The 13,967-nt window shown below is 71.1% G+C and carries 13 protein-coding genes and 1 pseudogene; 8 read left to right on the plus strand and 6 right to left on the minus strand.

What is annotated here, in order from left to right; genetic code table 11:
• Window positions 1–95: 95 nt before the first annotated feature.
• Window positions 96–944, minus strand: coding sequence for a nitrilase-related carbon-nitrogen hydrolase (locus tag ASD56_RS06630; RefSeq protein WP_055962761.1), 849 nt, complete (start codon window positions 942–944; stop codon window positions 96–98).
• A 174-nt stretch (window positions 945–1,118) separates the two neighbouring features.
• Between ASD56_RS06630 and ASD56_RS06635 the strand changes: the two genes are divergently transcribed.
• A complete protein-coding gene (locus ASD56_RS06635; RefSeq protein ID WP_055962764.1) occupies window positions 1,119–2,300 on the plus strand; it encodes a sensor histidine kinase in 1,182 nt (393 codons plus the stop codon).
• A 59-nt stretch (window positions 2,301–2,359) separates the two neighbouring features.
• Window positions 2,360–2,944, plus strand: a complete 585-nt coding sequence (locus tag ASD56_RS06640; protein WP_442922396.1) for a response regulator — start codon at window positions 2,360–2,362, stop codon at window positions 2,942–2,944.
• Between the two features lie 263 nt (window positions 2,945–3,207).
• Here the strand turns inward: ASD56_RS06640 and ASD56_RS16475 are convergent.
• Window positions 3,208–3,669, minus strand: a pseudogene (locus tag ASD56_RS16475) (hemerythrin domain-containing protein); the annotation flags it as partial.
• Between the two features lie 203 nt (window positions 3,670–3,872).
• Between ASD56_RS16475 and ASD56_RS06645 the strand changes: the two are divergent.
• A complete protein-coding gene (locus ASD56_RS06645) occupies window positions 3,873–4,655 on the plus strand; it encodes an ABC transporter ATP-binding protein (protein WP_055962770.1) in 783 nt (260 codons plus the stop codon).
• Window positions 4,656–4,798: 143 nt separating this feature from the next.
• Entirely contained in the window at window positions 4,799–6,181 is a 1,383-nt protein-coding gene (locus ASD56_RS06650) for an ABC transporter permease (protein WP_157535789.1), read from the plus strand.
• Window positions 6,182–6,247: 66 nt separating this feature from the next.
• Here ASD56_RS06650 and ASD56_RS06655 read toward each other — a convergent pair whose 3' ends face one another.
• On the minus strand, window positions 6,248–6,781 hold the full coding sequence (locus tag ASD56_RS06655; RefSeq protein ID WP_055962775.1) for a hypothetical protein: 534 nt from the start codon (window positions 6,779–6,781) through the stop codon (window positions 6,248–6,250).
• A gap of 120 nt (window positions 6,782–6,901) precedes the next feature.
• Here ASD56_RS06655 and ASD56_RS06660 point away from each other — a divergent pair, with 120 nt between their 5' ends.
• Window positions 6,902–7,549, plus strand: coding sequence for a 2-phosphosulfolactate phosphatase (locus tag ASD56_RS06660; RefSeq protein ID WP_055962778.1), 648 nt, complete (start codon window positions 6,902–6,904; stop codon window positions 7,547–7,549).
• A gap of 120 nt (window positions 7,550–7,669) precedes the next feature.
• On the opposite strand, the gene ASD56_RS06665 is transcribed toward ASD56_RS06660, so the two are convergent.
• The 3 genes from ASD56_RS06665 to ASD56_RS06675 form a co-directional block, all read right to left on the minus strand.
• Window positions 7,670–8,158: a SprT-like domain-containing protein gene (locus tag ASD56_RS06665; RefSeq protein ID WP_055962781.1), complete on the minus strand. Its 489-nt coding sequence runs from the start codon at window positions 8,156–8,158 to the stop codon at window positions 7,670–7,672.
• Between the two features lie 30 nt (window positions 8,159–8,188).
• A complete protein-coding gene (locus ASD56_RS06670; protein ID WP_055962784.1) occupies window positions 8,189–8,716 on the minus strand; it encodes a hypothetical protein in 528 nt (175 codons plus the stop codon).
• A 102-nt stretch (window positions 8,717–8,818) separates the two neighbouring features.
• Entirely contained in the window at window positions 8,819–9,682 is an 864-nt protein-coding gene (locus tag ASD56_RS06675; RefSeq protein WP_055962787.1) for a spermidine synthase, read from the minus strand.
• 255 nt (window positions 9,683–9,937) lie between these two features.
• Here ASD56_RS06675 and ASD56_RS06680 point away from each other — a divergent pair, with 255 nt between their 5' ends.
• From ASD56_RS06680 to ASD56_RS06690, 3 genes are all read left to right on the plus strand, one after another.
• On the plus strand, window positions 9,938–11,608 hold the full coding sequence (locus ASD56_RS06680; RefSeq protein ID WP_055963782.1) for an ABC transporter substrate-binding protein: 1,671 nt from the start codon (window positions 9,938–9,940) through the stop codon (window positions 11,606–11,608).
• Between the two features lie 102 nt (window positions 11,609–11,710).
• Window positions 11,711–12,715, plus strand: coding sequence for an ABC transporter permease (locus ASD56_RS06685; protein ID WP_055962790.1), 1,005 nt, complete (start codon window positions 11,711–11,713; stop codon window positions 12,713–12,715).
• A complete protein-coding gene (locus ASD56_RS06690) occupies window positions 12,712–13,674 on the plus strand; it encodes an ABC transporter permease (RefSeq protein WP_055962792.1) in 963 nt (320 codons plus the stop codon). Before ASD56_RS06685 ends, ASD56_RS06690 begins: the two co-directional genes overlap by 4 nt.
• Window positions 13,675–13,967 lie beyond the last annotated feature (293 nt).

The following is a 13,967-nucleotide window of genomic DNA, read 5'->3' on the forward strand; positions in this document are numbered from 1 at the left end:
TGCCTTCGAACCGCGAACCAGGGGATTCGCGGTGAACCCGATGGCCTCGCCCTCGGGTTCGACGGTGATCCCTTGGTTCGGCATCCGTCCGTGCCTCACGGCTTCGCGATCTTCGTGTACGAGTCGGGACGGCGGTCGCGGTAGAACTGCCAGTCGTCGCGCATCTGCTTGACCATGTCCATGTCGAGGTCGCGAATGAGCACCTCCTCATCGCTGCCCGAGCCGCGCTCGCCCACGAAGTCGCCCCGCGGGTCGATGACCTGGCTCGTGCCGTAGAAGTCGACGGCGAGCTCGCCGTACTCGTTGTCCTCGCGCCCCACGCGGTTGGGCTGCAGCACGAAGTACCCGTTCGCCACAGCCGCGCACGGGCCCTCGACCTCCCACAGCCGGTTCGACAGTCCGGGCTTGGTGGCGTTGGGGTTGAAGACGATGTGCGCGCCGTTCAGGCCGAGTTCGCGCCAGCCCTCGGGGAAGTGGCGGTCGTAGCAGATGTACGTGCCGACCTTGCCGACGGCGGTGTCGAACACGGGGTAGCCGAGGTTGCCGGGACGGAAGTAGAACTTCTCCCAGAAGCGGTCGAGGTGCGGCAGGTGGTGCTTGCGGTACTTGCCGAGGATCGTGCCGTCGGCATCGACGACCACCGTCGTGTTGTAGTAAACGCCGGTGATGTCCTCCTCGTAGATGGGGAGGATCATCACCATGTTCAGCTCGGCGGCCAGCGCCGCGAATCGCTGCACGATCGGGCCGTCGGCGGGCTCTGCGTAGTCGTAGTACTTCTTATCCTGCGTGATCCCGAAGTACGGGCCGTAGAAGAGCTCCTGGAAGCAGATCACCTGCGCACCCTGGGCCGCGGCATCCCGCGCGAACTGCTCGTGCTTGTCGAGCATCGACTCCTTGTCGCCCGTCCAGGTGGTCTGCGTGATGGCCGCGCGTACCGTCGTCATCGTCTCTCCCTGCCTCTTCGCCGATCGTCGCCCATCTGGATTTCCCAGCGGTTTCGGCCTGTGACGCGACAGTAAAGCCTGGTTCGCGCCGCCGCAATGGTGGGTTGGGCAGACCTTAGCGATGTACATCGCGGGACGGATGCCGCGGCATCCGTTCTCCCGTACCGTGAGACGGTGTTCCGCAGCCTGAAGCCGTACCAGATCGTCGTCGACGTCGTGGGGGCCGTGCTGTTCTTCCTGGTGGCCTGGCCCGTCGAGGCCGTGCTCGTCAGCCGGGCAGGCCTGGAGCCCAACGTCGACGCCGTCGGAGCGAGCCTCGAGGCGGCCCTGGTGGCCGCCGTGTTCGCCGTCGCGATCGCGCTGCGGCGACTCTCGCCCGGACTCGCGCTCACCGTCGCGTGGGCCGGTGCCCTGCTGCAGATGGGCCTCGGACGCTCGCCGGGCCTGGCCGACATCGCGATCTTCGCGGTGCTCTACGCCACCGCCGCCTACGGCTCCTCGCGCGTGTACTGGGCCGGGCTGCTCTCTGCCCTCGGCGGCGCCCTCGTGATCACGGTGTACCTCATGGCCGGCCCGGTGTTCGCCGGGGGAGGCGGGCTGACGTGGCAGACCCTGCCCCTCGCTCTGGTCATGCTGGTCGCCGCGGCCTTCGCCCTCGGTCTCTCTTGGACGATCGGCGCCCTCGTGCGCACGGCGATGCGCGCGCGGCAAAGCCGCGAGGCCAAGGATCGCGCCGAGGCGGACGCCGTCGTCGAGCAGGAGCGCGTGCGCATCGCGCGCGACATGCACGACGTCGTCGCGCACTCGCTGGCCGTCGTGATCGCGCAGGCCGACGGCGCACGATACGCCGCGGCAGCCGACCCGGCCGCGGCGACGACGGCGCTCACGACCATCTCGACGACGGCGCGATCCGCGCTGGCCGACGTGCGGCTGCTGCTCACGCAGCTGCGGCACAGCCAGGCCGACGGTCCCCAGCCGACGATCGCCGACCTCGAGCAGCTCTACGCCCAGGTCCGCGCCGCCGGGGTGCAGCTGCGCGTCGACGTCGACCCCATGCCGCCCGGCGAGCCGCCGGCCGGGGTGCAGCTGGCGGTCTACCGGATCCTGCAGGAGGCGCTCACCAACGCGCTGCGCCACGGCGCCGGCGGCCCGGTCGACGTGCGCCTGTCGTGGCATCCGGATCGCGTCGACCTGGAGGTCGGCAACCCCTCCGCCGGCGTGGTCGGCGCCGCGCCCGGGCACGGCGTGATCGGCATGCGCGAGCGCGCGCAGCTGGCGGGCGGCAGCCTCGACACCTCGGCCGACGCCGGCCGGTTCACCGTGCGCGCGACGCTCCCGATCGGGGCGGCCTCGTGACCGGCCCGATCCGGGTCGCGCTCGTCGACGACCAGGCGCTGTTCCGGGCGGGCATCCGCATGCTCGTCGACTCGCAGCCCGACCTCGAGGTCGTGGCCGAGGCGTCGAACGGGCAGGAAGCGCTCGGCGTGGTCCGGGCCACGCGACCCGACGTCGTGCTGATGGACATCCGGATGCCGGTGATGGACGGCCTCGCCGCGACCGCCGAACTGCTGCGCGACGACGACCCGCCGCGCATCGTGATGCTCACGACCTTCGACCTCGACGAGGCCGCGGCCAGGGCCATCCGCGAGGGGGCGAGCGGCTTCCTGCTCAAGGACGCCGATCCCGAGTTCCTCCTCGCCGCCGTCCGCACCGTGCATGCGGGCTCGGCCGTGATCGCGGCATCCGCCACCCGCGATCTGTTCGCCCACTTCTCGGATGCCGCGCCCCGGCCCGTGCCCGCCGCCTACGGCACGCTGACCGACCGTGAGCGCGAGATCTTCGCGCTGGCCGCCCGTGGACTCTCCAATGCCGAGATCGCCGGTCGCGAGTTCCTCAGCGAGGCCACGGTCAAGACGCACATCAGCCGCATCCTCACCAAGCTGGCGCTCCGCGACCGCGTGCAGCTGGTCGTGTTCGCCTTCGAGCACGGGCTCGCCTGACGCGCGCGCGAGGCGCCGGGCTCAGCGCCCTTCGAGCGCCGCCGGTGCTTGGCGTAGGCGCGCCGCCCGATCAGCCGCCATGCGATCCGCCCCGGCGCGGGCATGTGCTTGTGCAGCCACTCGTGACCGCCGTCGGGCTGCGACGCCAGGATCTCGCCGAGCTGCTGCCATGTCTGGCCCTTCGGCACGGACTTGCGGCCGTGCTCGGCGAACCACTCCACTTCGCGCTGGGTGATCGTGGACTCCATGACGGGCACGATGTTCGTCTCCTCGTCGGGCAGATGCACGGCCATCGCGCGATTGATGCCGTCGAGGGCGGCGAGCACCGGCGGGGCATCGGTGCTCGATCCCGAGCCGCGCCAGGCCGGAAGCGCTGCATCGAGCGCCATCAGGTGAACGAGGAGCTCGGCATGCTGCTCCTTCATGCGCGCGACGTGGGCCGAGCACGACGGCGCCCGCTCGTCGAGCGCGTCCCACAGCCGCTCGTCCTCGGCCTCGTGGTGGGCGTGCAGCCCGATCGACAGCGTCTCGAGCTGCGTGGCGACGGCTGCCGCGTGGACGGTGTCCTCCTCGGACACCGCGCGGAGGAGGTCGGCTGCTTCCCCGAAGCCGCGCCGGAACATGCGGTGGATCTCGATCATCCCGCTCGCATCGCAGGTCTTGGGGCGATCGGGCAGCGAGCGGTCGGGCAGCTCGCCGCTGGGGGGCAGGGGCGTCGCAGGCATCGGGTCTCCTGGTCGTCGTGGAGCGGTTCATCTGTGCGAGATCGACGATCCCCCGGCCGCGAAGGTCGGTTCCGCACAGATGAACCGACCTGTCGAGACCATAGACCCGGCGACCCCGCCCGCGGAAGAGTCATCCTCGCGATGTACGCGGATGCTCCGCCCGGCCGATTCCGCGGCGAACCGTCGTCCGTAGCGTCGAAGCCATGGAGATCACATCGACCGACCTCGGCCTCGCCGCCCGGGTCCAGCAGCTCACGAAGACCTACGGCGCCGGCGAGAGCACCGTGCGGGCGCTCGACGGCGTGTCGGTGGGCATCCGCCGGGGCGAGTTCACCGCGATCATGGGGCCCTCCGGCTCGGGCAAGTCCACGCTCATGCACATCATGGCGGGACTGGATGCCCCGACCGCCGGCCGCGCGTGGATCGGCGACACCGACATCACCGCCCTCTCGGACCTCGAGCTCACCATCCTGCGCCGCCGCCGCGTCGGGTTCGTCTTCCAGGCCTTCAACCTCGTTCCCACCCTCGACGCCCTCGGCAACATCCTGCTGCCGTTCGACCTCGACGGGCGCCGCCCGACCGCGCTCGAGAAGGCGCGCATCGACGGCCTCATCGACACGCTCGGCCTCGGCTCGCGTCTCGGCCATCGGCCGCATCAGCTCTCGGGAGGCCAGCAGCAGCGCGTCGCCATCGCGCGCGCACTCGCCACGGCACCCGACCTGGTCTTCGCCGACGAGCCGACGGGCAACCTCGACTCGCGCAGCGGCCGCGAGGTGCTGGGCCTGCTCGCCTCGGCGAGCCGCGACCACGGCCAGTCGATCGCGATGGTGACCCACGATCCGGTGGCCGCCAGTCACGCCGATCGCGTGCTGTTCCTCGGCGACGGCTGTATCGTCGCCGACAAACCGCGCCAGAGCGCCGAGGAGATCTCGGCCTACATGCTCGCGACCGAGCTGAGCGCGGGCGAGCCGGCGGTGGCCTCATGATCCCCACGGCTTCTCCACTCGCCGCTGACGCGTCGGGCGGAGCCTCCGGCCGCGTGGGCCCATCTTCGGTGACAGTGCCGGTGGCAGAGCGGATGCCGCGGCCCGCGGCATCCGGATCCCTCTCCTGGCTCCGGGAGCGGGGCATGGGCGCGAGCATCCTCGTCGCGGCCATCTCGAGCGCGTTCGGTGCGGTGCTGCTGAGCGCGACGGGCTATATCGCGGCGATCATGCGCGCCGACCCGTACATCGGCGACAGCGGGATGGTCGCCCTGGTGCTCGGGATCATGACGTTCGTCCTGGTCGGCGTCGCGGTGTACGTCGCCGCGATCGTCACCTCGAACACGTTCTCGACCGTGGTCGCCGGTCGCACGCGCCGCATCGCGCTGATGCGCCTCATCGGCGCCTCCGCGCGGTCGCAGCGCACGGAGGTCGCGCGCCAGGGGCTCGTCGTCGGGGCCATCGGGGCGTTCCTCGGCCTGCTCGCCGGCACGGCGGTGTCGGCGCTCGGCATCGTGGTGCTCGAGGCGACGCTCGGGATCGGCGATGTCGGCTACACCGTCGTGCAGGGGATGCTCCTCATCCCCGCCGTGATCGTCGCCCTCACCACCTGGGCGGCGGCGTGGACCGGTTCGCGACGGGTGCTCACGGTCACGCCGCTGCAGGCGCTCGGCGGCTCGGTGGAGGCATCGCACGAGACCCTCGCCCACCGCCGCGGCCGCAACGGCTCGGCCATCGCGCTGTTCATCACCGGCGCGGCGCTCCTCGCTGCGGGAATCCTGCTCGGCTTGCTGAGCCCGCTCGGCGTGATGGTGGCCTTCGTCGGCGGCATCCTGTCGTTCACCGGTCTCGTCCTGGGGTCGACGCTGATCATGCCGCCCGTGCTGCGGCTCGTCGGCCGGCTGTTCGGCCGCTCGGCGACCGCGCGACTGGCCGCCGAGAACGCGCTGCGCTACCCCGAGCGCTCGAGCCGGATGGCCATCGGCGTCGTGATCGGAGTGACGCTCGTCACGATGTTCGCCGTGGCCCTGGAGACCGTGAAGTCGGTCATCGCGATCTCGTCGGGGGGCGAGATCGAGCCGGAGTTCTCGACGCTCATCGACACGTTCGCCGGCATCATGATGGCGCTCGTCGCCGTGTCGGCGGTCATCGCCGCGGTGGGACTCGTCAACCTCCTGACGATCGGCGTGGTGCAGCGTCGCCGCGAGCTGGGGCTGCTCCGCTCGCTCGGCGTATCGACCGGACAGGTGCGGCGCATGGTCCTGCTCGAGGCCGCGCACATCACGATCGCCGCCGTCAGCACCGGGCTGGTGCTCGGGATCGGCTACGGCTGGGCGGGGGCGCAGTCGCTGCTGGGGTCGGTGCCGATGCCTCCGGCCTGGCAGGCGCCGACGCTGGTGGCACCGGCGGTGCCGTGGCTGCCGGTCCTCATCATCGTCGTCGCGATGGCCGCATTGACGCTCATCGCGGCGGTGGTGCCGACGCGACTGGCGACCCGGGTCGCTCCCGTGGAGGCGCTCGCCGATTGACACGGCGACGGACGAGGATGCCGCGGCTCGGGCTTCGAGCCGCGGCAACCGTTTCCGGTCTCCGGATCAGTTCCCTGGGTCGTCCACCGGAGGCTCGACGGTGTCCGGAACCGGGTCGTGCGCCCACGTCGGCGCGAGCGCCTTGATGCGCGCTCCCCGCCACTGCCACATGCCCCACAGCATCGGCCATAGGGCGGGGGCCGTCGGGCCGCCGATCACGAGGCGATCCCGCCACAGCGTACGAGTGGGATCGCCCGGCGCGGGCGAGACCGCCATCTGGTGATCCCAGACGTCCAGACTTGCGAGCGGCCCGGTCAGCGGAATGCCGCTGTCGCGGAAGATCCGCACCCGCCCATCGGGCTCGTCGACGGAGCGTTCGCTGATGTGGATCAGCTGACGCCCCATCGGCAGGGAGCCGAAGGCCGAGAGCTGCACCGGAACGTCGTCGCCTGGGCTCCACGCCGACGGCATGCCGCTGGGCACGAGCGGCTCGAGGTCGAGCATCGGGCCGTACAGCTCGGCGACCGCGCGAGGGGAGTGCACCGCCCGCCACGCGGCGTCGGCGTCGCAGTCGATCACGATCTTCAGCATGATGCGCATGCCTCAGTGTCGCACCGCCGGGCACAGGCCCCGGCGTGCTGGCGCCGCCGCCGATCCGCAGCTATGGTGTGCCGCCTCCCGGGCACGGGCCAGGGTCGCGACCCGTCGTACGCTGGACGGATGCCCGGCCCGCAGCATCCGCATGACCAATCCGCCTACCAGGTCCGCCTGGAGTGGGGCGTCGAGGGGCTCGAGCGCCTCGCTCCGGCCGACGTGATCGTGATCGTCGACGTGCTGCGGTTCTCGTCGACCGTGATCCGGGCCGTCGAGCGCGGCGAGACGATGGGGCTGGATGCCGCGGCCCACGCCGTCTCGCTCAACGGCGCCGCCGTGGCCGTGGCCGCCGGCGCAGGTACGGCGCGGGTGCTGATCGGAGGACTGCGCAACGCGGCGGCCGTCGCACGCGCCATCCTGGACCTGCAGCATGAGCGCGGCGCGCGCACGAGCATCTCGGTCATCGCCTGCGGAGAACTGGCCTCCCGCGAGCAGGGTGCGGCCCTGCGCTTCGCGGTCGAAGACCTGCTCGGCGCCGGCGCCGTCATCGACGCGCTCGCCGGGCTCGGCATCGACCACAGCTCACCCGAGGCCGCCGTGGCGGGCGAGGGCTTCCGCTCCCTCCGCGGGGCGGCGAAGCACCTGCTCACCGCGAGCGCGTCAGGACGCGAGCTCGACGCCAAGGGTCTGCGCGACGAGGTGCTGGCCGCAGCCGCCGTGGATGCGGCATCCGTGGTCCCCGTCCTGCGCGACGGCGTCTTCGCCGCCCTCTGACCCGGGGCGGGCCAGCCCGTCGGTGAACGGTCGCAACACGCCGCATCGACTCGCGACGTGACGGCGTGTCGCGTCCGTTCATCGCGCGCGAGGGCGCCGGCCGGCCGTGCCGGGCCGGGCTCAGCGCGGGGTGACCGCGGCGAGGCGCGTCGCGGGCGAGATCTGGCGCCGCGACCACGTGAAGGCGTGGCGCTCGTCGAACCGCGGCGCGCACTTGGCGCACGAGGTCGGCCGGGTCGCGCGGCGGTGGCGATAGGCGACGTGCCCGGCGGGGCAGACCCCCACCCAGGGGGCCAGATCGGTCGCCGTCTCGCCGCGGTGGGTGGTGCCGCCGACGTAGCCGAGCTCGCGCGCGATCGTCTTCCACTTCGGCCCGTGGCCCGCGGCGGGGCCGGCGAGCGCGTGGGCGACCTCGTGCAGCAGGGTCTGGTGGTTGGTGTCGTCGTCGTGCAGGACCGCGAGGTAGCGAGAGACGCTCAGCCGCTTGCGCGAGAAGTCACACAGGCCCGCACGGCGCTTGGCGTTGTCGAAGCCGAAGCTCCACGTCTCATCGAGGTGCGCGGCGATCAGCGCCTCAGCCCAATGGCGCACCCGGTGCAGTTCCGACATGGATGAGAGCGTAAGCCGCGCCGGCGACAGTCAGCTGGCGACCGGCGTGTGGGCGCGTCGGCGGTCGGCCGCGTCGATGGCGAGCAGCGTCGATTCGAGCTGGTCGTCGGCCGCGCCGGATTCCTGGCGCAGGAACAGCGCGTTCTTGAAGTCGCGGCGGGCGGCCTGGAAGTCGCCGGCCTCGTAGTGCACCTTGCCGCGGTGCTGATAGGCGAACGCTGCGATGCCCGCCCAGCCCTGTCCCTCGGCCTCTTCGGCGCACGTGGTGAGCTCCTGGTCGGCGGCAGCGTACGCGCCGCGCACCTGCAGCACCGAGGCGTGGAGGATGCGCGCGCGCAGCAGGTCCTTGCGCGTCCCCGCCATGCGGGCCACGCGGACCGACTGCTCCGAGACCACGAGGGCGTCTTCGGCGCGGTCCAGCACCTTCAGCAGCCAGACCCGCTCGAGGAGCGCGGGCAGGCTGCGCTGCTCGCCGATCTCGTCGAGTCGCTCGCGACACTGACGCACGTCGACCTGCTCGCGGAGGGTGTCGGGGTCGTACCCGCGGATGTAGCTCACAGCGACTCCCTTCAGCCGTGCCCGGTCGCTCCATCCAGTGTGACGCGCGCCTTCGCGATCATCGGTCGTGGCACGCCGACAGCGGTCAGGACGGAAGCGAGATCAGCGGTCGAACAGGGATGCCGAGGGTTTCGGCGAGTCCGTCGCGTCACCGTCCGAGGCGACCCGCGCGCCGCGCGCGAACTCCGTCACCTCGGCGCCCTCCGCGACCTTCGCCGGGTGCGGTCCCGCGGCCATGAGCCGCGGAAGCCACTGCGTGGGAAGCGGCGCGCGCGACGCCGCGATCACGAGGTTGCCGAACCGGCGCCCCTTGAGGGTCTGCACCTCGGCCAGCACGATCACGTTCTCGAGCACCGCCCCGATCGTCGCGACCTGGCGCCGCGCGAAGGCGAGCCCGGCGCCGTCGGCGACATTGACCAGCAGTACGCCCTCGGGCGCGAGGTACCGCGCCGCGGCGGCGTAGAACTCCACGGTCGTGAGGTGGGCGGGGGTCTGGGCGCCCGAGTACACGTCCGACACCACGAGGTCTGCGGCGCCGACGAGGCCGGCGGGCAGGCGGTCCAGCCCGGCCCTCGCGTCGCCGATGCGCACCCGGATCGCCGCTCCACGCGGCAGCGGGAGGTTCTCGCGCACCAGGTCCCACAGCGCCGGCTCGAGCTCGATCACCTGCTGGCGCGAACCCGGCCGGGTCGCCTCGACGTAGCGCGGGATGGTCAGGGCTCCGGCGCCCAGGTGGATCGCGGTGAGCGGCTGCTTCGGCATCCGCAACTGGTCGATCACCGCGCCCATGCGCGCGATGTACTCGAAGTGCAGGTGGGTCGGATCGTCGAGGTCGACGTGGGACTGCGGGGTGCCGTCGACGTCGAGCTCCCAGCCGCCGCCGAAGGTCGAGGGGATGACCCGGGCGAGCGTTCCGTCGGACAGTCGCGCCGAGGGAGCGGATGCCTCATTCCTCGTGCGCGCCATGCCACCACGTTAGGCCCGCCGTGCAGCTTCGCCGGCCGCCGTTGACACTTCTGTGACGCGAGCCGCACGCGCATTGCGCATATCGCTGTGTCGCAAAGCCCTGTCATCGTCGAAATACAATCGAGACACAGGTGTAACAGTCGTGACTGCCCGGTCCGGGTAGCGTCGATTCATCACACCCCCTGAGGGCTGCGCGCACCTCTGCTCCACATCGATGTGCAGCGGGGCCCACACGACATGGAAGGTGCACAGCACATGCTCCACACTTCGAAGAGGCGCCTGCTTGCCGGCGCCGCAGCGATCGCCGTCGGGGCGATCGTCCTCACCGCGTGCGCGAGTCAGCGCGAAGAAGGCGGCGCCAGCGAAGAGGCCGGCGACGTCGACTCGACGTTCGTCTTCGGCGCTTCGGGCGACGTCTCGGGTCTCGACCCGGCCATGGCCAACGACGGCGAGACCTTCCGTGTGTCCCGCCAGATCTTCGAGGGCCTCGTCGGCGTCGAGCCGGGAACGGCCGACCCCGCCCCCGGTCTCGCCGAGAGCTGGGAGCAGTCCGAGGACGGCCTCACCTACACGTTCGCGCTCAAGGACGGCGTCACGTTCCACGACGGGACCGACTTCAACGCCGAGGCCGTGTGCTTCAACTTCGACCGGATGAACAACTTCACCGGCGTGGCGGCGAGCGAGAGCCTGTCGTACTACTGGGGCAAGCTGATGCGCGGCTACGCCGAGACCGGCACGTCGATCTACGGCGGCTGCGAGGCCACCAGCGACACCGAGGCCGTCATCACCCTCACGCAGCCCTTCGCCGGATTCATCCCCGCGCTGTCGCTGCCGTCCTTCGCGATCCAGAGCCCCGCGGCGCTCGAGGAGTTCGCCGCCGACGAGGTCGGCGGCACGGCCGAGGCGCCGGTGCTCTCCGAGTACGCGCAGGGCCACCCGGTCGGCACCGGTCCCTTCAAGTTCGAGTCGTGGGCGCCGGGCGAGTCCCTCAGCCTCAGCGCGTACGAGGACTACTGGGGCGAGCAGGGCCAGGTCCAGGAGGTCATCTTCCAGGTCATCGGCGACACCACCGCGCGTCGCCAGGCACTCGAGTCCGGCAGCATCGACGGCTACGACCTCGTCGCCCCCGCCGACCTCGGCGCGCTCGAGGAGGCCGGCTTCATGCTGGTCAACCGCGACCCGTTCAACATCCTCTACCTCGCGATGAACCAGGCCGACCCGGCACTCGCCGACATCAAGGTCCGTCAGGCGATCGCGCACGCGGTCGACAAGGAGCAGCTGGTCACCCAGGTGCTGCCCGAGGGCACCGAGGTCGCGCGTGAGTTCATGCCGCCCGCGGTCATCGGCTGGAACGAGGACGTCACGACGTACGAGTACGACCCCGAGGCGGCCAAGGCGCTGCTGGCCGAGGCCGGCTTCGACGAGGCGAACCCGCTGACGCTGCAGTTCAACTACCCCGTCAACGTGTCGCGTCCGTACATGCCGAACCCGGAGCAGATCTACACCAACCTGGCGTCGCAGCTCGAGGCTGTCGGAATCGTGCTCACCCCGGTCGGCGAGGAGTGGAACCCCACCTACCTCGACCGCATCCAGGGCGGCAGCGACCATGGCATCCACCTGCTCGGCTGGACCGGCGACTACAACGACCCCGACAACTTCGTGGGCACGTTCTTCGCCTCCGCCGGCAACGAGTGGGGCTTCGAGAACGCGGAGCTGACCGCGGCGCTGACCGAGGCCCGCGGCCTCGCGACGGCCGAGGAGCAGGAGGCCGCGTACCTCGCGATCAACGAGCAGATCATGGAGTTCCTGCCCGGACTCCCGCTGGCCCACCCGGTGCCGACGCTGGCCTTCGCCGAGCGCGTCACCTCGTACCCGGCCAGCCCTGTCCAGGACGAGGTCTACAACCTCGTCGAGCTGAGCGAGTAAGACGAGCAGAGCGGATGCCGCGGCCCCGGGTCGCGGCATCCGCTCTCCCCTCCCCGCTCGGCCCGGCGGCGCTCCCGCTGCCCGACTCCCGGAGAACCATCCGTGCTACGCACCATCGGTCACAGGCTCCTCCTGCTGATCCCGACCCTGTTCGGACTGTCCGTCCTCCTCTTCCTCTGGGTGCGCGCGCTCCCCGGCGGACCGGCCGTGGCCCTGCTGGGCGAGCGGGCCACGCCCGAGGCGATCGAGGAGATCAACGAGGCCTACGGCTTCAACAAGCCGCTCATCGAGCAGTACTTCACGTGGCTCGGCCAGCTGCTCTCCGGAGACTTCGGCACCTCGCTGCAGACCCGCGCACCCGTGATCGAGGAGTTCGCGCGCCGCCTGCCGGCCACCCTCGAACTCAGCATCTTCGCGATCATCATCGCGGTGGGCGTCGGCATCCCGCTCGGCTATCTCGCCGCCCGCCGGCACGGCCGGGCATCCGACCACGTGCTGGTCGCGTCGAGCCTCATCGGCATCACGATCCCGGTGTTCTTCCTCGCGTTCATCCTGAAGTGGATCTTCGCGGTCCAGCTCGGCTGGCTCCCCTCGGAGGGGCGCCAGGACCCGCGCATGGACGCCACGCACTACACCGGCTTCTACGTTCTCGACGGCATCCTCACGGGTGAATGGGATGCCGCGTGGGACGCCTTCACGCACCTGATCCTCCCCGGAATCGCGCTCGCGACCATCCCGCTGGCGATCATCGTGCGCATCACCCGCGCCTCGGTCCTCGAGGTGCAGAACTCCGACTACGTCCGCACCGGCATGGCCAAGGGCGTGGCGCGGGGCACGATCCGCAGCCGGTTCATCCTGCGCAACGCGATGCTCCCGGTGATCACCACGATCGGCCTGCAGGTCGGTCTGCTCATCTCGGGCGCGGTCCTCACCGAGACCGTCTTCGCCTTCCCCGGCATCGGCTCGTTCCTGTACCGCGCGATCTTCTCGCGCGACTATCCGGTCCTGCAGGGGTTCATCATCTTCATCGCCGTCGGATACGCGCTGATCAACCTCGCGGTGGACGTGTCCTACAGCTTCATCGACCCGAGAGTGAGGGTCTCATGACCTCCGCGATGCTGCCCCCCGCGCCCAGCGGCGGCCCCGTCGACGACACCTCGATCGACGACAAGGAGCTGCTCGGCGCCAAGACGTCCGGCGGCGGATTCTGGCCCGACGTCCTCCGGCGCCTCCGCAAGAACCCCAGCGCCTGGGTGGGCGCCGCGATCATCGCCGTCTTCCTGCTCGTGGCGATCCTGGCGCCGTGGCTCGCTCCGTACGGGCCGACCGAACTCCCGGGGCAGCGCTACATCACCCCGACGCACATCCCCGGCCCGGGGGAGCTCGAGCAGTTCCCGCTCGGACTCGACCGCTTCGGCGGCGACGTGCTCTCGAAGCTCATCTGGGGCGCTCGGGCGACGCTCATCATCGGCGTCGTCTCGACCGCCATCGGCCTCATCGGCGGCATGATCCTCGGCTTCCTGTGCGGCATGTTCGGAGGCTGGGTCGACACGCTCATCATGCGCATCGTCGACATCATGCTGTCGGTCCCGTCGCTGCTGCTCGCGGTCTCGGTCGCGGCGGTGATCGGCCAGAACCAGGGCTCGCTCATGATCGCCATCGGCGTGGTCCAGGTGCCGGTGTTCGCGCGCCTGCTGCGCGCCTCGATGCTGCAGCAGCGCAACGCGGACTACGTCCTGTCGGCGCAGACCCTCGGGCTTGGGCGCGGCAAGATCACCATGTCGCACGTGCTGCCCAACGCGGTCGGACCGGTCATCGTTCAGGGCACGCTCTCGCTCGCCACGGCCGTGATCGAGGCCGCCGCGCTGTCGTACCTCGGACTCGGCGGCGACGTGCCGCAGACGGCGGAATGGGGGCGCATGCTGACGTACGCGCAGCTCGAGCTCGCCATCGCGCCGTCGCTCGCGTTCCTGCCCGGCATCTGCATCACCATCACCGCGCTCGGCTTCACGCTGCTCGGCGAGGCGCTGCGGGAGGCCATGGATCCTCGCACGCGGGCTCGCTGAGGTTTCGTCGGGGTCCGCTACGCGATTCGCGGTCCGGCGCGCTGCCCTCGCGCCGGGCTTCGCCCGGGGCTCCCGCCAGACCCGGTGCTCCTCGCACGCGGGCTCGCTGAGGTTTCGCTGGGGGTCGCTGCGCGATCGCGGTCCGGCGCGCTGCCCTTGCGCCGGGCTTCGCCCGGGGCTCCCGCCAGACCCGGTGCCACGCGCGCCGGACCGCGAATCGCTTCGCTCCGCGGATGCAGCGACCCTGGCGTCGCTCGTGGGAAAGGGCAGACCTGGGTTGCGCGTTGGTTCGG

It is taken from the genome of Microbacterium sp. Root166 (assembly GCF_001427145.1).
Taxonomy (GTDB): Bacteria; Actinomycetota; Actinomycetes; order Actinomycetales; family Microbacteriaceae; genus Microbacterium.